The organism is Algoriphagus sp. TR-M9 (assembly GCF_027594545.1).
GTDB lineage: Bacteria > Bacteroidota > Bacteroidia > Cytophagales > Cyclobacteriaceae > Algoriphagus > Algoriphagus halophytocola.
The window spans coordinates 439,638-457,979 of sequence record NZ_CP115160.1 but is presented as its reverse complement, the minus strand read 5'-3'; the positions used below and the strand labels follow the sequence as shown (position 1 = coordinate 457,979).

General features: G+C 43.8%; 16 protein-coding genes and 5 tRNA genes. 8 read left to right on the top strand and 13 right to left on the bottom strand.

Annotation, left to right across the window (positions count from 1 at the left end):
• Positions 1-183: 183 nt before the first annotated feature.
• Both PBT90_RS02185 and PBT90_RS02180 read right to left on the bottom strand, forming a co-directional pair.
• On the bottom strand, positions 184-1,347 hold the full coding sequence (locus PBT90_RS02185; RefSeq protein ID WP_270131312.1) for a homogentisate 1,2-dioxygenase: 1,164 nt from the start codon (positions 1,345-1,347) through the stop codon (positions 184-186).
• A 120-nt stretch (positions 1,348-1,467) separates the two neighbouring features.
• Positions 1,468-1,659 (bottom strand): CsbD family protein, encoded by a 192-nt coding sequence (locus PBT90_RS02180; protein WP_264808707.1) that lies wholly within the window; start codon positions 1,657-1,659, stop codon positions 1,468-1,470.
• A gap of 70 nt (positions 1,660-1,729) precedes the next feature.
• Between PBT90_RS02180 and PBT90_RS02175 the strand changes: the two genes are divergently transcribed.
• A complete protein-coding gene (locus PBT90_RS02175; protein ID WP_264808706.1) occupies positions 1,730-2,524 on the top strand; it encodes a glycoside hydrolase family 16 protein in 795 nt (264 codons plus the stop codon).
• Between the two features lie 32 nt (positions 2,525-2,556).
• Entirely contained in the window at positions 2,557-3,210 is a 654-nt protein-coding gene (locus PBT90_RS02170; RefSeq protein WP_270131309.1) for an MCP four helix bundle domain-containing protein, read from the top strand.
• Positions 3,211-3,212: 2 nt separating this feature from the next.
• On the opposite strand, the gene PBT90_RS02165 is transcribed toward PBT90_RS02170, so the two are convergent.
• Genes PBT90_RS02165 through PBT90_RS02150 form a run of 4 tightly spaced genes read right to left on the bottom strand, consistent with a single transcriptional unit; the run spans position 3,213 to position 7,293 of the window.
• Positions 3,213-4,103, bottom strand: a complete 891-nt coding sequence (locus PBT90_RS02165; RefSeq protein ID WP_270131307.1) for a sugar phosphate isomerase/epimerase family protein — start codon at positions 4,101-4,103, stop codon at positions 3,213-3,215.
• Between the two features lie 24 nt (positions 4,104-4,127).
• Positions 4,128-4,688 carry a gluconate 2-dehydrogenase subunit 3 family protein gene (locus PBT90_RS02160; RefSeq protein ID WP_264808703.1) on the bottom strand — a complete coding sequence of 187 codons (561 nt, stop codon included), beginning with the start codon at positions 4,686-4,688 and terminating at the stop codon, positions 4,128-4,130.
• A gap of 17 nt (positions 4,689-4,705) precedes the next feature.
• Complete coding sequence (locus PBT90_RS02155) at positions 4,706-6,385, bottom strand: GMC oxidoreductase (RefSeq protein WP_264808702.1); 1,680 nt, start codon at positions 6,383-6,385, stop codon at positions 4,706-4,708.
• A 26-nt stretch (positions 6,386-6,411) separates the two neighbouring features.
• Positions 6,412-7,293 (bottom strand): hydroxypyruvate isomerase family protein, encoded by an 882-nt coding sequence (locus tag PBT90_RS02150; protein WP_264808701.1) that lies wholly within the window; start codon positions 7,291-7,293, stop codon positions 6,412-6,414.
• A 410-nt stretch (positions 7,294-7,703) separates the two neighbouring features.
• On the opposite strand from PBT90_RS02150, the gene PBT90_RS02145 reads away from it, so the two are divergent.
• Genes PBT90_RS02145 through PBT90_RS02130 form a run of 4 tightly spaced genes read left to right on the top strand, consistent with a single transcriptional unit; the run spans position 7,704 to position 11,160 of the window.
• Positions 7,704-8,873: a Gfo/Idh/MocA family protein gene (locus tag PBT90_RS02145; protein WP_270131304.1), complete on the top strand. Its 1,170-nt coding sequence runs from the start codon at positions 7,704-7,706 to the stop codon at positions 8,871-8,873.
• A 28-nt stretch (positions 8,874-8,901) separates the two neighbouring features.
• Positions 8,902-9,954, top strand: a complete 1,053-nt coding sequence (locus PBT90_RS02140; RefSeq protein ID WP_270131302.1) for a sugar phosphate isomerase/epimerase family protein — start codon at positions 8,902-8,904, stop codon at positions 9,952-9,954.
• A 21-nt stretch (positions 9,955-9,975) separates the two neighbouring features.
• On the top strand, positions 9,976-10,404 hold the full coding sequence (locus PBT90_RS02135) for a c-type cytochrome (RefSeq protein WP_264808698.1): 429 nt from the start codon (positions 9,976-9,978) through the stop codon (positions 10,402-10,404).
• 3 nt (positions 10,405-10,407) lie between these two features.
• Entirely contained in the window at positions 10,408-11,160 is a 753-nt protein-coding gene (locus PBT90_RS02130) for a DUF1080 domain-containing protein (protein ID WP_264808697.1), read from the top strand.
• Between the two features lie 437 nt (positions 11,161-11,597).
• On the opposite strand, the gene PBT90_RS20425 is transcribed toward PBT90_RS02130, so the two are convergent.
• The 6 genes from PBT90_RS20425 to PBT90_RS02105 all read right to left on the bottom strand — a co-directional run bounded on the left by PBT90_RS20425 (position 11,598) and on the right by PBT90_RS02105 (position 13,180).
• Positions 11,598-11,846 (bottom strand): GIY-YIG nuclease family protein, encoded by a 249-nt coding sequence (locus PBT90_RS20425; RefSeq protein ID WP_396127657.1) that lies wholly within the window; start codon positions 11,844-11,846, stop codon positions 11,598-11,600.
• A gap of 56 nt (positions 11,847-11,902) precedes the next feature.
• Positions 11,903-11,975: transfer RNA gene (locus PBT90_RS02125), tRNA-Lys, on the bottom strand.
• A gap of 611 nt (positions 11,976-12,586) precedes the next feature.
• A tRNA-Arg gene (locus tag PBT90_RS02120) sits at positions 12,587-12,660 on the bottom strand.
• 49 nt (positions 12,661-12,709) lie between these two features.
• A tRNA-Pro gene (locus PBT90_RS02115) sits at positions 12,710-12,783 on the bottom strand.
• 126 nt (positions 12,784-12,909) lie between these two features.
• Positions 12,910-12,983 (bottom strand) — tRNA-Pro (locus PBT90_RS02110).
• Positions 12,984-13,107: 124 nt separating this feature from the next.
• Positions 13,108-13,180: transfer RNA gene (locus PBT90_RS02105), tRNA-Lys, on the bottom strand.
• A 615-nt stretch (positions 13,181-13,795) separates the two neighbouring features.
• Between PBT90_RS02105 and PBT90_RS02100 the strand changes: the two genes are divergently transcribed.
• Positions 13,796-14,380, top strand: coding sequence for an SH3 domain-containing protein (locus tag PBT90_RS02100; RefSeq protein ID WP_333482153.1), 585 nt, complete (start codon positions 13,796-13,798; stop codon positions 14,378-14,380).
• Between the two features lie 62 nt (positions 14,381-14,442).
• Complete coding sequence (locus tag PBT90_RS02095) at positions 14,443-17,001, top strand: M1 family metallopeptidase (protein ID WP_270131298.1); 2,559 nt, start codon at positions 14,443-14,445, stop codon at positions 16,999-17,001.
• Positions 17,002-17,181: 180 nt separating this feature from the next.
• Here the strand turns inward: PBT90_RS02095 and gap are convergent, their stop codons facing one another.
• Complete coding sequence (gene gap, locus PBT90_RS02090; RefSeq protein ID WP_264808694.1) at positions 17,182-18,186, bottom strand: type I glyceraldehyde-3-phosphate dehydrogenase; 1,005 nt, start codon at positions 18,184-18,186, stop codon at positions 17,182-17,184.
• Positions 18,187-18,342: the final 156 nt, after the last annotated feature.

Sequence of the window (18,342 nt, the reverse complement as noted above, 5' to 3'; positions counted from 1 at the left end):
AATAACCTTCGACTTCCCTCAGGCAGACACCAAGAAACCTGTTGAGACAGCCCCTTTGCTTTTTTAGTCCGGTCAGTGTTTTAAGCTGCTAAATCAAAGGCGTAGAAATCTTGGTAAAAATGGCCTTCCAATATCTTACAGCGAGCCAGAGGTTTGATCTGATCGGAGCAAGTAGGCATAACTCTACTCTGTCCAACTCATCGGATAGTTTTCGTCCACAAACTCCAAGGCATCAGTGGTGATTTGGAGCGGTCTGAAAGTATCCAGCATAACGGCATACTCATCGGTAGATTTCGCTCCGATGGATTTCTCCACCGTCCCTGGATGTGGCCCATGCGGCAAGCCTCCCATATGAATGGTAAAGGAACCTCGATCTATTCCTTTTCTACTCATAAATTCGCCCTCAGCATAGTAAAGAACCTCATCGGAGTCAATATTAGAGTGATTATAAGGTGCAGGTATAGCCAGAGGATGATAATCAAATAGTCTGGGAACAAATGAACAAATCACAAAACCGCCTGCCTGAAAAGTCTGATGCACCGGCGGGGGCTGATGAATCCTCCCGGTGATGGGCTCGAAATCGTAAATAGAAAGCGCATAAGGATACAGGTATCCATCCCAGCCCACTATATCTAATGGACTATGCTCATAGGCGTATTGGTGAAGCATGCCCTGCTTTTTGATCTGCACCAAATACTCGCCCTTTTCCTCTTCGATATGAAGCTCATGAGGTGGGCGTATATCCCGCTCACAGTACGGCGAATGCTCCAGTAGCTGTCCTACTTCATTTCTATACCGCTTGACAGTCTCAATAGGTCCATGCGATTCAATGATCAACAGCCTGAGCGCACCTTTTTCACTGAATTCAAATCTATATATGGTGGTGCGTGGAATCACAATATAATCTCCCTTCCTCACCTCCAGCTTGCCAAACTGCGAGTACAATACCCCTTCTCCATCATGCACATAGATCAATTCATCTCCATCTGCATTTTTAAAAAAGTAATCCATCTTCCTTTGCTTCGGAGCGCAGATTCCCATCATCACATCTCCATTCATCATAAGCATACGCCGGGATGACAAGTAATCCTCACCGGTAAATTCCACACCGGAAGTCTTGAGGTGAGTCTGGTTTAAGCCATGCTCCTGGGCGACTTCGCAGCGGAAAGGCACAGGTTCTCCAATGGATTTCACTGCATTTGGATTATGGATGTGATACAGGGTGGAGTAAATACCGGAAAAGCCCTTGGAACTGACCAGCTCTTCTTTATAAAGAGAGCCGTCGGGCTGTCTGAATTGAGTGTGTCTTTTGGGAGGGATTTCCCCCAGTCTATGATAAAAGGCCATGAATTTTGGGTTTATTTCTTGGTCTCAAGTTAAGCATTCTGATAAATCCAATCAGCGAAAAAATGTAATTCTAATCAGGCGAATATAAAAAAAGCGACCGAAGCCGCCTTTTATTCTAAATCAATACTCTTCGAAGAATTCCTTCTTGATAGTTTCCTCTGCTTCTCCAGTACGTTTCTGGATTTTGCCCAGCAGTTGATCTTCCTGTCCTTCTACATAAGCAAGATCATCATCGGTCAATTCCCCGTACTTCTCTTTCAGTTTACCTTTCAGGATATTCCAGTTTCCTTTTAATTTTAAGTTAGTTGCCATAATAATAGTGGTTTTGGTTTTACATTAACTATTTTATGGATTGCAAAGCCCATTCCAACAACAACCCAAAATGAAGCAGCTACTATTTCTCTTTTCCTTCATCATCTGCATAAACTCATGCATACAGGCTCAGGAAGCCCGTTTACTTTGGTCTGATGAGTTTAATACTGAGGGGCTGCCTGACCCTAATCATTGGAATTACGATGTGGGAGACCATGGTTGGGGAAATGAAGAACTGGAATATTATACACAGAATGACCTTAAAAATGCCCGAATAGAAAGGGGAATTTTGATCATAGAGGCAAGAGCAGACTCTACCCGTCCCAAGGGATACACTTCAGCCCGCTTGGTAACCAAAGGAAACGCATCTTGGAAATATGGCTATGTGGAAGTAAAAGCCAAGCTACCGGAAGGACGCGGTACCTGGCCCGCGATCTGGATGCTGCCAGACGAGAACACCTATGGAGGATGGCCCAAAAGCGGAGAAATAGACATCATGGAGCATGTAGGGTACGATCCCGGCAAAGTACATGGGACCGTCCATACCGAGGCTTTCAATCACACCATTGGTACACAGAAAGGAGGAAGTCTACTCATCCCGGACTTTCATACCGATTTTCATGTATTTGCGATTGACTGGACTGCGGAAAAGATTGACTTTTTTATTAACGGGAAAAAGTACTTCACTTTTGAAAATACCGGTGGCGACTACAAGGAATGGCCATTTGACCAGACTTTTCATTTAATCCTTAACATCGCAGTGGGCGGAGGTTGGGGAGGGCAACAAGGCGTAGCTACTGACATCTGGCCTCAGCGCATGGAGGTGGATTACGTGCGGGTGTATGACCAAAACCCCCAGCGCTAAGCAACAATTCCCATGCGTAAAAACCTACTGAAATGAATGGATCTGGATTCACCAAAAGAAAATTGACAGCATTGCTTATTGTAGGCGGTTTGCTACTGGCTATATATGCCAAAAATCTATTGGAGAGGAGGTCATTTGAGGGGATGAGCAATACTTTCAAAGAGGTGTACAATGACCGGTTGATCGTGGAGGGATATATTTTTCAGATCTCGGAGCATCTTTTCACCATTCAGAAATTAATAGATCACTGCCAGCTTTCTGCCAATCATGACGACGTGATCCCTCAGATCATGGATAATGAAAAAAGCATTCTATCCATCGTGGATTCCTTTGAAAAAACAAAACTTACGGCGCAGGAAAAGGCCTACCTGAGTGACTTCAAATCCATCATTGTAAATGACCTAAACATCCAGGACTACACGCTCATTTACACCGATTCGGCAGGGGTGAACACCACTCAAGTCAGAAAATATGACGAAAAAATAAGCTTAGCCCAGCAAGATTTAGATGAGCTAAGCAAAATTCAATTGGATGAAGGGGAGAAACTCATCAATAAGGCCAATATCGTGATCAATCGCTCTAAACTCTGGTCACAATTTGAAGTTGCCTTGCTGTTTATCCTAGCGATCAGCATTTACCTATTACTGTTCAGAGGTAAGTTTCAGCTCCCTTCGTCAGATTCTTAAGGTTACAGAGAAAGGTTAGAAAGGTAGCTGGCATTTCGCTCAGCTGCTTCTAGTGGGTTTGTGTTCACAAATCTCTCTTGCTCTACCACAAAATATTCCATACCATATTTCTTAGACTGCTTGATGATATCCACATAAGGGATTTCACCTTTACCTAGCAATACTCCACGATCATGGGCATCGCTTCCGGCAGCCTCTGCATCTTTCACATGGCATAGAGTAAACCTTCCCGGGAATTTGGCCACATAAGCCAATGGGTCATACCCTGCCACATAAGCCCAGTACATATCCAGTTCGAAATCCACCAATTTCGGATCCGTATTATTCATCAAAATATCCTGAGGAAGCTGTCCGTCTAGCTTTTCGAAAGTGTAGGCATGGTTATGATAGGCAAACTTCAGCCCATGCTTCTTCAGCGTTTTACCGGCATCGTTGAATCGATCTGCTATTTTCTTCCAATCATCCACCGTCTTCTGCGCCCCTATATATGGACAAATCAAATACTTCATCCCCACCTCTGCTGCCTGCTCGGCCTGGGCATCTAGGTCTTTGAATACATTGGCATGGGATGAGATGAAGTCTACTCCGGTATCCTTGAGTAAATCCTTGCATTCTGCCGGACTCATCCCCCATAGAATTCCTTTACCTCCATCAAAACCTTCAAATTGCTTGTATCCGAATCCTGCCAGTTTGCGCATGGTGCCGGCGGCATCCTTGGCCATATCTTCTTTGACAGAATAAAGCTGTATCCCAAACTTTTTCAGCTTGGCAAATGACTCAGCAGCTGAGACTAAGCCCGTCGGTAAAAAAGCACCTGCTCCTAGCAGGGCACTCACTTGTAGAAATTTTCTTCTGTTATTGTTCATAGTGTTTTGCTCCTTAATTTTTCTCAATAATTAAGGTAGTTTAATTCAAAGTTAAATCGCGTAGGCTTTGTCCGAATCTGACCAAGGAATACATGGGTCAAATCTGCCCGGCGTCTCCACAAAGTTCAGCGCCTGAGTAGCTCCTATTTCCGAGGAGAAATATCCCAAAACAGTAAGATCTCTTAGCATATTGATGACTTGAGGATCTCGGCTGTCTCCACTGGCTTTGTATTTCTCGTACATTCCGTTCAGATAGGAAAGTCGTTCTTCTGCCGGTGCTCCCACGAAGTCTTTGCCATGTTCTGATTTAAAGTCCTTTCTGATGGTATTCAGCCCATCCACAAAGGTCTTTTGCTGCTCCGCATCATAGCAATCCTTCACCATCATTACCATAAAGGGGCCGATTCCGGCAGCTTTGGCACCTGGGGTATCTGTCTCCGGGATAATCGTATCTCCCAGTTCATCCAAAAAAGCAATGTCATCCGGGCCAAAGTTAAGCCCTTCAATCTGATGCTCAGGAGAACAGCCAGACAGCAGCGCACTGGCTCCCACCATAGTCCCGCCCATCATTAGGGCTACGCTTTTCAATGCATCTCTTCTATTCATTGTCATGGTTTCCTTGGTTTAGATTATAGATTTCCTTTTTTCAGTTCACTCACAGCAAAATCAGCTGCCCGGGCTGTCAAAGCCATATAGGTAAGCGAAGGGTTCACCGCAGAGGCAGAAGTCATGCAAGCTCCATCAGTCACGAAGACATTTTTTGCTTCCCACACTTGGTTATTGCCGTTCAATACAGAGGTTTTAGGATCTCTTCCCATTCTCGCTGTCCCCATCTCATGGATCCCCTGGCCAAAAGTGTAGCCGGCATCCCATGAATTAACGTTTTTGAATCCGGCGATTTCCAGCATTTCGGCGGCATCGTCCATCATGTCTTTGCGCATTTTCTGCTCATTTTCCTTGATCTCTGCATTCATCACTAGGGCTTCCATGCCCCACTTATCTTTCACCGTATCGCTAAACTTGATCGTATTGTCATGATAAGGTAGAATCTCTCCAAATGCAGTGATGCCCATGGACCAAGGTCCCGGTTTAGTCAGTGCATCCTTCATAGGTGCTCCGAAATTAAGCTCAGCTACGTCACGGCTCCAGCCGCTCCTACTTGCCCCGCCCTGATAACCAAATCCGCGTAGGTAATCTCGCTTATCCCCATGTACATTTCGGAACCTCGGGATATACAGTCCTGTAGGTCTTCGACCAAAGTAATATTTATCTTCATAGCCTTCCATGGTACCACTGGCTCCCAATCTGAAGTGGTGATCCATGACATTATGCCCTAATTCATCAGAGCTACTACCCAATCCACCCGGCCAGATATCTGTAGCTGATCTCATGAGTATAGCTGTGGAATTGAAAGCGGAAGCACATAGAAATACGATTTTAGCATCATACTCAATGGTCTGATTGGTTTCTGCATCCAGCACCTCTACACCTGTGGCCTTTTGCGTATCCTTATCATAAATCACCCTGCGCACTATAGACCATGGTCTTAAAGTCAAGTTTCCGGTAGCCTCAGCAGCAGGTAAAGTAGAAGCTTGGGTACTGAAATACCCTCCAAAAGGACATCCCAGTGAACACTTGCTTCTATACTGACAGCCCGGACGTCCTGGAAGCGGCTGGGTAATATTGGCTGGTCGCCCGATGGTCCAAGTTCTCGCACCTTTATAGTGGTCTTTGATCCGTGCTGCAGCATCCTTTTCCACACAGTTCATGGGCATAGGAGGCATAAATTCACCATCTGGCAAAACATCCAGTCCATCTTTGGACCCAGATACACCGGCAAATTTCTCTACATAAGAATACCAAGGGGCGATATCCTTGTAGCGAATAGGCCAATCTACTGCTATACCTTCTTTGGCATTAGCCTCAAAATCCAGGTCAGACCATCTATAAGACTGTCTTCCCCAAAGAAGGGATCGCCCTCCTACCTGATACCCTCTAAACCATGTAAATGGTTTTTCTTCTACATAGGGTGATTCATCCTCATGTGCCCACCAGTCCAGGTTCAGTTCATTGAGTACGTAGTCTCTTCTCAAATTCGGGTGATTTTCCAACATCTCCTGAGTTCTCCTGCCTCTGTGCGGAACCTCCCAGGGTGGAAGGGTTGCGGTTTTATAATCCTCCACATGTTTCACCATAGGCCCTCTTTCGAGAAGCAATACTTTTAGCCCTTTTTCTGTCAGCTCCTTTGCGGCCCATCCTCCACTGATTCCGGATCCGACCACAATAGCGTCATAAGCTTGATTTGCCATAAATTATGGTATTTAAGTTAATATTTTTATACGTCGCAGACTTCTACAGCATGCCTCAGAGAGGCCATCTTATCTGCTGACCTTGGTATGAATTCGTGGGAAACATATCCCTTAAAGCCTGACTCTACGATGGCTTTCATGACAGCTGGGTAGTAAATCTCCTGATTTTCATCCAATTCATTTCGTCCAGGATTTCCAGCGGTATGGTAATGCCCAAAGTACTGATGATTATCCCTGATACTCCTTACGAGGTCTCCCTCATCGATCTGCATGTGGTAAATATCAAAGAGTAGCTTGAAATTATCACTGCCCAGACGCTTGCATAGCTCCACTCCAAAGGCAGACTTATCGCAGAGGTAATCTCTGTGGTTTACCCGGCTATTGAGCAACTCCATTTGAAGTATAACTCCGTGTTGCTCTGCCAAAGGAATAAGCTTTTCCAGGCCTTTTTGACAGTTTTCAAGTCCAGTCTCGTCATCCATTCCTCTTCTATTGCCAGAAAAACAGATCAGATTTTTGTAACCTGCATCTGCTACTTTAGGAATCATTTCAGTGTAGTTCTTGATGAGCTGCTCGTGAAATTTCACCTCTCCAAAACCATCTGTCAATCCTAGCTCGGCACCATTGCACATGGATGAATCTATCCCATGTTTCTTCAGGATGGCCCAGTTGTCCGGTCCTATCAGGTCAATGCCTTTTATACCTATCTTCTTGGCTTCAATGCAAAGTTCTTCTATTGTATAGTTTTCCCGAAAGCACCAGTGGCATACGCCATGGGTTATATTTCCTTTTAATTGGTAGGGTTTTTCTTCTTTGGAGTCAAAAGAGGTGAGACTGCCCAGTGCAGCCCCACCCAAAAGAACCTTTTTGAAGGATTCTCTTCGGCCAGGGTTAATAGGTTTGGTCATTGGAGTTTATTTTTAAGTTATAATTTGTCAATTATTGAAAAGGGCGATGAAAAGTAAGAAAACCATCACGGAAATACCAACAGGAATCTAGCTATTTGGGATATTGAAACAGGAATGGTAGGTAGAAGTATAAGAGAGCTGCTGATTTAATCACCCAATACGCGCAAGGTCCTTCTGACGGCACTATCCCAAAGGGAACCCTATTTCCACTTTAGATTCTACTCTTTTTGCTGTATTTTAGGCAGCGATTTTGGATCCCCAAACTGTGAAAGGAATCATGCTTGCCAAAAGCCATTTATATCCAGATTCGGCTACTAATCAATTATTTCATCATTTTCCATCCGGTGAGCAGGTTTTTACACGGGGATTCAATTAATTCAAAGAATTAAACCTGAATATAAAAATACGCCATGTCTATTTCTAAAAAACTGAAACTAGGGCTCATCGGAGGAGGCCCTGGATCTTTTATTGGAGCTATTCACCTTAATGGTGCACTGATGGATGGAATGTTCGAATTGGTAGCTGGTGCTTTCAGCTCCAATCCCGAAAAATCCAGACAAAGAGGAGAGGAATTAATGCTTGACCCTTCCCGTGTTTATGCAAATTACGATGAGATGTTTACCAAAGAGCTGGAATTACCGGAATCAGAGCGAATGGATGTAGTGGCAATAGTCACACCCAACAACGTTCACTTTGACCCTACAGTAAAAGCACTTGAAAAGGGTTTTCATGTAGCACTGGACAAACCTTTGACGCTGAACTACCAGGAAGCTAAAGCGCTTTATCCTATTGTCAAGGCCTCAGATAAGCGCTTTCTTTTGACTCATACCTACTCGGGATATCCGATGATCAAGCAGGCCAAACAGATGATCGCTGAGGGCAAAATCGGCAAAGTGAGAAAAGTGTATGTAGAGTACCCTCAAGGCTGGCTGTGGAAACTGCTGGAATCTGAAAACAACAAGCAAGCCGAGTGGCGGACTGACCCCAACAGAAACGGACTGGCGGGCTGTATGGGAGATATAGGCACCCATGCATTTCATTTGGCAGAGTATGTGTCGGGAGAAAAAGTCAAAGCACTTTGCGCTGACCTGTATATTAAGGTAGCGGGCAGGCCCATAGATGATGACGGAGTGGTGCTGTTGAGATTTGAAAATGGTGCATCAGGGGTTTTAATGGCCTCACAAACCGATACTGGAGCAGAGAACAATTTGAAAATCCGAATTTACGGGGAAAAAGGAGGCCTGGAATGGCAGCAAGAGTTAAACAACACCCTGATTGCTACTTGGCCAGAATCCCCTGATCAAATATTAAGAGCCGGGACTGGCTACCTGGGATCCCTGGCACAGGAAAATACCAGAACTCCAGCAGGCCATCCTGAAGGATATGTGGAAGCTTTTGCTAACCTTTACAGGAATTTTGCCAGATGCATCTATGCAGACCGTGCTGGAGAGACTCCAAAACCTGAATGGGAGGACTATCCGGGAATTGAAGATGGGATCCGGGGGATGGCATTTATAGATCATGTCCTGAAGAGTAATGAGTCCGATCAAAAATGGACTCCATTTAAAGTTGAAAAATAAATTATCAAACCTAAAAACACCTAAAAACATGAAAAGTATTAAGGGCCCTGCAATTTTTCTCGCACAATTTATTGACGACAGCGAGCCGTTTAACAACCTGAAGAACATCTGTAACTATATGGCTGATCTGGGCTACAAAGGGGTGCAGATACCTTCTTGGGATGGCCGCATGATAGACCTTCAAAAAGCCGCAGAAAGCAAGACTTATGCAGATGAAATTGCAGGCACTGTGAAGGAAGCAGGATTGGAAATCACCGAGCTTTCCACCCACCTCCAAGGCCAGCTTGTAGCGGTACACCCTGCCTATAATGAACTATTTGATGGCTTTGCGCCAGCAAACTTAAAAGGTGACCTCCAAGGCAAAACTGACTGGGCAATCCAACAATTAAAGTACGCTGCTAAAGCTTCGCATAACCTAGGGCTGACCGCACACGCGACCTTCTCCGGAGCCCTGATGTGGCATACCGTGTATCCTTGGCCACAGCGACCTGCTGGACTAGTGGACACAGGCTTTGACGAACTCGCAAAAAGATGGGTGCCAATCTTGGATGAATTTGACAAATATGGCGTGGATGTGTGCTATGAACTCCATCCAGGCGAAGATTTGCATGATGGAGTAACATTTGAAATGTTTCTAGATAAGGTAAAAGGTCACCAAAGAGCAAACATACTCTATGACCCAAGTCACTTTGTACTACAGTGTCTAGATTACCTTCAATTCATTGATATTTACCACGAAAGAATCAAAATGTTCCACGTTAAAGATGCAGAATTCAACCCTAGCGGTAAGCAGGGCGTGTATGGAGGCTATCAGGGATGGGTAGAACGAGCAGGCCGTTTTAGATCTTTAGGAGATGGACAAGTTGATTTTAGCGGAATTTTTAGCAAACTTTCGCAGTACAATTTCGACGGATGGGCCGTTCTGGAATGGGAATGCGCTATCAAACATCCAGAGCAAGGTGCCGCAGAAGGGGCCCCATTCATCGATTCACATATCATCCGAGTGACAGAGAAGGCATTTGATGATTTTGCTGGAACTGGAGCTGATGAAGCATTCAATAAAAAAATACTAGGAATCTAATTACTTACTATAATAGAAACAATGAAAACGATTAAACCTTTGAATCTGGCATTTGTTGCAATTGCCGGTTTAGCTTTCGCCTGTGGCGGAGGAGAAAAATCAACAGAAACTACCACTTCAGCTCCAGTAGCTGAAACTCCGGCTCCAGAAAAGGAAATCAGCTTGGAAGAAAAGTATAAGGACGACCCAATCTATATTAAGGGACTTGCTAAACTAAAAACTTCCGACTGTACCACCTGTCATATGGTGGAGCGAAAAATCGTAGGACCTTCTTATGCTGATGTAGCGGCAAAGTATGAAACCACTGAGGAAAACATCAATATGCTCGCTGATAAGGTAATCAACGGAGGTGTAGGAGTTTGGGGAGAGGTACCTATGCCGGCACACCCGAATCTTAGCATGGAAGACGCCAAAGATATGGTGAGCTATGTACTATTACTGAAGAAGTAAGCAATGAAGAAGCAATTCTTAGCAGCTGTAATTCTGGCGGCTAGCTTAGGGGCTTGTTCTAGTGAAAAAGCCCTAGAGCAGGTCACTGAGGAACTGGAGTCTGAGGCCAGCAGCGCAGAAAATAAAGAAGATTGGATTAATCTTTTTGAAGGGAAAAACTTCGATCACTGGCATAAATACGGTGGAAAAGAAGTTGGGAATGCCTGGAAAATTGATGATGAAGGTGTAGTATATCTGGATGCTGAAAACAAAGACCAATGGGGCGAAGGCGATGGAGGAGATTTAGTAACCAACGATGAGTATGAAAACTTCCATTTCAAATACGATTGGAAAATTTCAGAAAATGGCAATAGTGGTGTAATATTCTTAGTACATGAATCCCCAGAGTACCAGCAGACCTACTATACAGGTATGGAAATGCAGATAGTGGACAATGATGGCCACCCAGATGCCAAGAATATCAGCCACAGAGCAGGAGACCTTTATGACCTAATAGTCAGCAGTGAAGAAACTGCAAAACCTTGGGGAGAATGGAATCAAGCTGAAATCATCGTAAATGACGGAGAACTAGAGATGAAACTCAATGGCAGCACCTTGGTGAAGACTACCCTGTGGACTCCAGAATGGGAAGCATTAATTGCTGACAGTAAATTCAAGGACATGCCAGGCTTCGGCACCTTCAAAAAAGGAAGAATTGCACTCCAAGACCATGGCGATTTGGTTCATTTCAAAAATGTAATGATCCAAAAACTTTGACATGTGTTTCACAACAATCAAAAACCTCCGAATTGGAGGTTTTTTTATGCCTTTTTCGTAATAGAGGATTTATAAATTAGCCTAAAAATAAGAAAAGCAGCCCATTTGGACTGCTCTCTTGTGATCCCTCTGGGGCTTCCCGATTCGACTCGCTTTGCTAAGTCTTATCGGGACAGGCTTCTCGCCCTTCCCTTATTATAATCACCAAGTGATCCCTCTGGGGCTTCCCGATTCGACTCGCTTTGCTTCGTCTTATCGGGACAGGCTTCTCGCCCTTCCCCTATTATAATTATCAAGTGATACCTCTGGGGCTTCCCGATTCGACTCGCTTTGCTACGTCTTATCGGGACAGGCTTCTCGCCCTTCCCTTATTATAATCACCAAGTGATCCCTCTGGGGCCCGAACCCAGGACCCTCCCGATCAAAATCGGGATGCTCTACTGAGCTGAGCTGATCAGAGATTCAATATATTGTCTAGACTTCATCCTCTTTATGTAGGATTCTCGGCGCTTCGCCGACTTTAGATCATCAAATGTTTCCGTATAGACTACACGCCAGGGAATACCCGTTGCCGTAAATTTTGAGTGACCAATATTATGCTCACGCAAACGTCTTTCTAAGTCCGTACATGCACCAACATAGTATTTGTTTAGCCTGTTGGAAAAAAGTATGTAAAGTGTTGCCATATCAGCATAGATTTGACTAAAAATAAGAAAAGCAGCCCATTTGGACTGCTCTCTTGTGATCCCTCTGGGGCTCGAACCCAGGACCCATACATTAAAAGTGTATTGCTCTACCAGCTGAGCTAAGGAATCATTTACTATTAACAACAGTGAAGCTTTTTCCACTGTAAAATCTATTCTTTGACTCGAAACCAGGACCCTCCCGATCAAAATCGGGATGCTCTACCAGCTGAGCTAAGGAATCATTTTTTTATTAACAACAGTGAAGCTTTTTCCACTGTAAAATCTACTCTTTGACTCGAAACCAGGACCCTCCCGATCAAAATCGGGATGCGCTACCAGCTGAGCTAAGGAATCATTTATTATTAACAACAGTGAAGCTTTTTCCACTGTAAAATCTACTCTTTGACTCGAAACCAGGACCCTCCCGATCAAAATCGGGATGCGCTACCAGCTGAGCTAAGGAATCATTTACTATTAACAACAGTGAAGCTTTTTCCACTGTAAGATCTACTCTTTGACTCGAGACCAGGACCCTCCCGATCAAAATCGGGATGCGCTACCAGCTGAGCTAAGGAATCATTTATTATTAACAACAGTGAAGCTTTTTCCACTGTAAAATCTACTCTTTGACTCGAAACCAGGACCCTCCCGATCAAAATCGGGATGCGCTACCAGCTGAGCTAAGGAATCATCACTACCTTTAAAATAAAAAGCGGAACGTTATTCCGCTTTTCAAATAGTGATCCTGTCAGGACTCGAACCTGAAACCTACTGCTTAGAAGGCAGTTGCTCTATCCAGTTGAGCTACAGGACCTGGATAAATTATTGCTCGATCGTGAAGATCTCACAACGGTAAAACAAAGTCGGGGTGGCAGGATTCGAACCTACGACCTCCACATCCCAAATGTGGCGCGATACCGGGCTACGCTACACCCCGAAACTTTCTTTTTAACTCCTTGAAGTTAATTATTCTAATTGTTATTGATTACCTAACAGGCTTACCAATAACTCCAATAAACTATACCAAATAACATTTTATTCGGCGATACAAGATTTTTTAAAGTCGGGGTGGCAGGATTCGAACCTACGACCTCCACATCCCAAATGTGGCGCGATACCGGGCTACGCTACACCCCGAAACTTTCTTTTTAACTCCTTGCAAGTTAAACTCTGTGATCCCTTTTGGGCTTCCCGATTCGACTCGCTTTGCTACGTCTTATCGGGACAGGCTTCTCGCCCTTCCCTTATTGTAATCACCAAGTGATCCCTCTGGGGCTCGAACCCAGGACCCATACATTAAAAGTGTATTGCTCTACCAGCTGAGCTAAGGAATCATTTTTTTTATTAACAACAGTGAAGCTTTTTCCACTGTAAGATCTATTCTTTGACTCGAAACTAGGACCCTCCCGATCAAAATCGGGATGCGCTACCAGCTGAGCTAAGGAATCATTTTTTTTATTAACAACAGTGAAGCTTTTTCCACTGTAAGATCTATTCTTTGACTCGAAACCAGGACCCTCCCGATCAAAATCGGGATGCTCTACCAGCTGAGCTAAGGAATCATTTTTTTATTAACAACAGTGAAGCTTTTTTCACTGTAAGATCTATTCTTTGACTCAAAACCAGGATCCTCCCGATCAAAATCGGGATGCGCTACCAGCTGAGCTAAGGAATCATTTTTTCTGAAAATTTTCAGAAATTTTAACTGCTTTTTATCAGTTAAAAACTTTTCAAATCGACTTCTTGGCCTTGCTTTTTGCCAGATCATTACCGTAATTGGACTGCAAAAATAAGAGGACAATTCTTAAATGCCAAACGTGAAATCAATCTTTCTTACAAAACTTTTGATATTTTTATCAATATCCTTGCAAAGTATTCATTGTCAAGCAGATGCAATCAGCCTAGAAAAAGCAGATTCTTTGTTTGACCAAAGGAGCTACAAAGAAGCCATGGAAATTTATTCATCCAACTTCGAGGATGGCATCTATTCTCCTGCTATGCTCCTCAAAATGGCATTTATCACTGAAGGCATAGGAGATCATGAGCAGGCCACACTCTACCTCACCAAGTATTATGACATCTCGCCAAACCCTCAAGTGATTACAAAAATCAAAAGCCTGACCGGTCAAAATCAACTTGTAGGTTATGAAGTAAGTGATGGCCAACGCTTCTTTATTTTTCTTACTGAATACCAGGACTACATCGTAGGTACGCTGGCCTTCTTCTTGCTGATATCTATTATTGCCATCTGGTGGACAGGTAGGAAGGAAGACAAAAAACAAACTTACTGGCCTACCCTCATGTTATTAGTCCTTACTTTTCTGGCCAATAATTTTCTAAATGGTCCAAAAACCGGCCTTATCACTAGCAGCCCTACCTACATAGTAAGCAAGCCCTCTGCTGGTGGGGACCTAGTGGATCAAGTAGAGCCCGGGCACCGAGTACACATCAAGTCAAGCAAAGACATCTGGTATGAAGTGGATTGGAAAAACAAGAGCGCCTACATCAAAAAGTCAGACGTGACCAGACTATAACTTCATACCTCCGCAGAAAGGAAAAAACTTGTTTATCTACTCGTAAATCCAGATTCTTGAGCATGAAAAACCTGCTCTTGATCTTTTGCATTTTGATTTTAGCAAGCGCTTGCCAACAATCCGTCTCGGACGAGCACTTTTATGATGCCGGTATTTCAGTAGACTTGGCGAAGTTTAGAAAACACCAGGTATCCGACATTCATTATCAGCTAAACTTTAAAATCCCGGAGAAGAAAGCTGATCCTATACCTGCAAGTTTGACCCTAGAAGTCAAAATTTCTGACCTTACCCACCCCTTGATTTTGGATTTCAATGAAAATTCTAAGAATCTAAAATCACTAATCGTAAACGGTACCGCCACACCTATTGATCATAGAAATCAGCATTTGGTCATTCCAAAGACCGCTTTACTTCAAGGACTTAACTCTATTTCAATTGAATTCATCGCTGGAGAACTTTCTCTAAACCGAAATGAGGACTTTCTCTATACCCTGCTAGTCCCCGATCGGGCCAGCACGCTATTCCCTTGTTTTGATCAACCCAATCTGAAAGCCAACTACACCTTGACCCTATCCGCACCCAACACGTGGAAAGTCCTGGCTAGTGCACCAATAATAGATTCCTCTCAGGATGGTGAACTTACTGCTCACCAGTTTGCTAAGTCTGACTTAATGAGCACCTACCTATTTTCTTTTGTGGCCGGAAAATTTGAAGAAGCGGAAGTAACCGCTGATTTCCCACAGAAAATGCTTTACCGGGAAACCAACCCTGAAAAAATTGCAGCTAGCATCCCTGAGCTTTTCAGGTTACATCAAAAAGCTAAGGACTTTTTGGAGGAGTACACTGCTTACCCTTTCCCATTTCAAAAACTCGATTTTGCCACCATTCCCATTTTCCAATACGGGGGAATGGAGCATGTGGGAGCTATTCAGTACCGGGAATCCTCACTTTTTCTGGATGAAAATGCTACCGATTCCCAATTGCTCAGCAGAGCAAAACTGATAGGACATGAAACGGCCCACATGTGGTTCGGGGATCTGGTGACCATGGATTGGTTTGAGGACGTTTGGATGAAAGAGGTTTTTGCAAATTTCATGGCCGGGAAACTTGTCAACCCCACATATCCCGAGATCAATCACGAGCTTTCTTTTCTTACCAATCACTACCCTTCCGCTTATGGAGAAGACCGCACCAAAGGAACCAACCCAATTCGACAGAATTTAACCAATCTGAAGGACGCTGGCTCATTATATGGTAGCATCATCTATGACAAAGCCCCCATCATGATGAGACAGCTGGAAACCGCCATGGGGGAAAAGGAATTTCAGAAAGGCATACAGCAATACATCAAGACCTACGCAAATGGAAATGCAGACTGGAATGCCCTTGTTGAGATTTTGGATGAAAATACAGAAATAAACCTTCAGCAATGGAGCGAAGTCTGGGTAAATCAATCCGGCAGACCTATTCTTTCAGACAAAATAGAACTTGGTGAAGACGGGACAATCAGCTCCTTTGTGATCACACAAAAAGCAGAAGATGGATCGGATAAAGTTTGGCCCCAGCTTTTCGACATTTCCTTTTTCTATAAAGACGGGATTAAAACCTTTTCAGTGGCGATGGAAGATAAAACGCTGGATCTGAAAGAAGCAATAGGCGAGAAACAACCTACAGCCATTCTTTACAATAGCAATGGCTTAGGATATGGCGTTTTTCCTATAGATCAATCATCATTGATAAACATCTCATCTTTGAAAGACGAGGTGATGCGAGGACAGTCTTACATCAACCTATATGAAAACACCCTATCAGGTAATATTGCTCCAATTCTGGCTTTTGAAACTTTCCAAAAAGGAATTGCTGCAGAGCAAAATGAGATTCTTGCACGCTTGATTTCTGGAGAACTCAACAGTATTTTCTGGAACTACCTCACAAAAGAGCAACGTAAACAAGTTTTACCTGCCTTGGAAAAGCAACTTTGGAATCAATTGCATCAGGATCTTCCAACTAACTTGAAGAAAACGATCTTCGCGCTTTATAGCGGAATTGCCTATTCTCCTGCCGGACAGGAGCGTTTGTATAAAGTCTGGAAGAAAGGTCATAAAATCAAAGACCTGAAACTAAACCCGGACAATTTCACCAGCCTAGCAATGGATCTGGCTCTTTACGGCCATTCCAAATCAGATGAAATACTGACTGAGGAAAGGAGTAGAATTAGCAACCCTGACAAGCTGGCCCGCTTTGATTTTCTCTTGCCGGCTTTATCACAAAATGAGGGTGAACGTGCCACACTTTTCCAGTCTTTTGCTAGGGCAAGTATGCGTGAAAAAGAGTCCTGGGTACTTTCCGCCTGCGGCTATATTCATCATCCTTTGCGCCAGGAAGCAGCGATCGTGTACCTCCCACTAGCCTTACAACTTCTGGAAGACATTCAGAAAACAGGAGACATCTTCTTTCCTAAAAGGTGGATAGCTGCGACCCTAGGACAATACTCATCGCCAGAAGCTGCTAAAATCCTTGCAGCGTTCTGGAAATCTAACCCTGACTACAATCCTATCTTGAAAAACAAAATCCTTCAGGCAACAGACGATCTGATGCGGGTACAGAAAATCAAAAAGTAGCATCAGTAGCAGTGAACAGGTTTAATGATTGCACCCGTAATTAGCATGCAGCACCTGTCATTTCGTAAAATCAATCCTAAAAAACTTGTACTTAAAGACCCCAATAAAAAAAGCCATTCACTTAACGTGAATGACTTATTTTTTTACTAAACACCCTTGTGGCGCAGGGGTGAAGCAATGTTATTTGCTAGCAATATAGCTCACTAGGTCGATTACTTTGTTTGAGTAACCCCATTCGTTGTCGTACCAAGAAACTACTTTCAAGAATGTGTCAGAAAGCTGGATGCCGGCACCTGCATCGAAGATAGAAGTTCTAGCATCTCCAAGGAAATCATTAGAAACTACCGCATCTTCAGTGTAGCCAAGCACACCTTTCATCGAAGATTCAGAAACTTCCTTCATTTTAGCACAAACTTCCTCGTAAGTAGCTGCCTTCTTCAACCTTACAGTCAAATCTACAACAGAAACATCTGGAGTAGGAACTCTGAATGCCATACCTGTCAATTTACCGTTCAACTCAGGGATTACTTTACCTACCGCTTTAGCAGCTCCTGTAGATGAAGGGATGATGTTTTGACCAGCACCACGTCCACCTCTCCAGTCCTTCGCAGAAGGTCCGTCAACAGTCTTTTGAGTAGCAGTAGTCGCGTGAACTGTAGTCATCAAGCCTTCCTCGATTCCCCAGTTGTCATTCAATACTTTGGCGATTGGAGCCAGACAGTTGGTAGTACAAGAAGCGTTAGACACGAAAACCATGTCAGAAGTGTAAGAATCTTCATTTACGCCCATCACAAACATCGGCGTGTCATCCTTAGATGGAGCAGACATCACTACTTTCTTAGCGCCAGCATCGATGTGGCCTTGAGCAGTTTCTTTAGTCAAGAAAATACCGGTTGATTCGATTACATAATCAGCTCCTACTTCTCCCCACTTCAGGTTAGCTGGGCTTTTCTCAGAAGTAACCCGGATGCTATTTCCATTCACTACCAATGCGCCGTCTTTTACCTCTACAGTACCTTTGAAGTTACCGTGAGTAGAGTCATACTTCAGCATGTACGCCATGTAATCCACGTCGATCAAATCGTTGATCGCTACTACCTGGATATCTTCTCTTTCTTGCGCTACTCTGAACGCCAAACGTCCGATTCTACCGAATCCGTTGATTCCAACTTTAATCTTGCTCATATTTATTTTGATTTGAGTATAGGTTTGATTCCTAAAAACCCCTTTATAGGGTATGCCACTTTTGGCTAAAAATCCCTGAGGGATGGCTAAGTTATTATAAATATTTGGCTAGCCCAAACTATCTTTGAGCACTGGGGCAAACATTGGAAATTCAAT

Coding starts and splice junctions, on each gene's coding strand:
- PBT90_RS02140 (WP_270131302.1), top strand. CDS start 8,902: ATGAAAAGTATTAAGGGCCCTGCAATTTTTCTCGCACAATTTATTGAC.
- PBT90_RS02155 (WP_264808702.1), bottom strand. CDS start 6,385: ATGGCAAATCAAGCTTATGACGCTATTGTGGTCGGATCCGGAATCAGT.
- PBT90_RS02130 (WP_264808697.1), top strand. CDS start 10,408: ATGAAGAAGCAATTCTTAGCAGCTGTAATTCTGGCGGCTAGCTTAGGG.
- PBT90_RS02135 (WP_264808698.1), top strand. CDS start 9,976: ATGAAAACGATTAAACCTTTGAATCTGGCATTTGTTGCAATTGCCGGT.
- PBT90_RS02180 (WP_264808707.1), bottom strand. CDS start 1,659: ATGGCAACTAACTTAAAATTAAAAGGAAACTGGAATATCCTGAAAGGT.
- PBT90_RS02175 (WP_264808706.1), top strand. CDS start 1,730: ATGAAGCAGCTACTATTTCTCTTTTCCTTCATCATCTGCATAAACTCA.
- PBT90_RS02100 (WP_333482153.1), top strand. CDS start 13,796: ATGGAAATTTATTCATCCAACTTCGAGGATGGCATCTATTCTCCTGCT.
- PBT90_RS02095 (WP_270131298.1), top strand. CDS start 14,443: ATGAAAAACCTGCTCTTGATCTTTTGCATTTTGATTTTAGCAAGCGCT.
- PBT90_RS02185 (WP_270131312.1), bottom strand. CDS start 1,347: ATGGCCTTTTATCATAGACTGGGGGAAATCCCTCCCAAAAGACACACT.
- PBT90_RS02170 (WP_270131309.1), top strand. CDS start 2,557: ATGAATGGATCTGGATTCACCAAAAGAAAATTGACAGCATTGCTTATT.
- PBT90_RS02160 (WP_264808703.1), bottom strand. CDS start 4,688: ATGACAATGAATAGAAGAGATGCATTGAAAAGCGTAGCCCTAATGATG.
- gap (WP_264808694.1), bottom strand. CDS start 18,186: ATGAGCAAGATTAAAGTTGGAATCAACGGATTCGGTAGAATCGGACGT.
- PBT90_RS02150 (WP_264808701.1), bottom strand. CDS start 7,293: ATGACCAAACCTATTAACCCTGGCCGAAGAGAATCCTTCAAAAAGGTT.
- PBT90_RS20425 (WP_396127657.1), bottom strand. CDS start 11,846: ATGGCAACACTTTACATACTTTTTTCCAACAGGCTAAACAAATACTAT.
- PBT90_RS02145 (WP_270131304.1), top strand. CDS start 7,704: ATGTCTATTTCTAAAAAACTGAAACTAGGGCTCATCGGAGGAGGCCCT.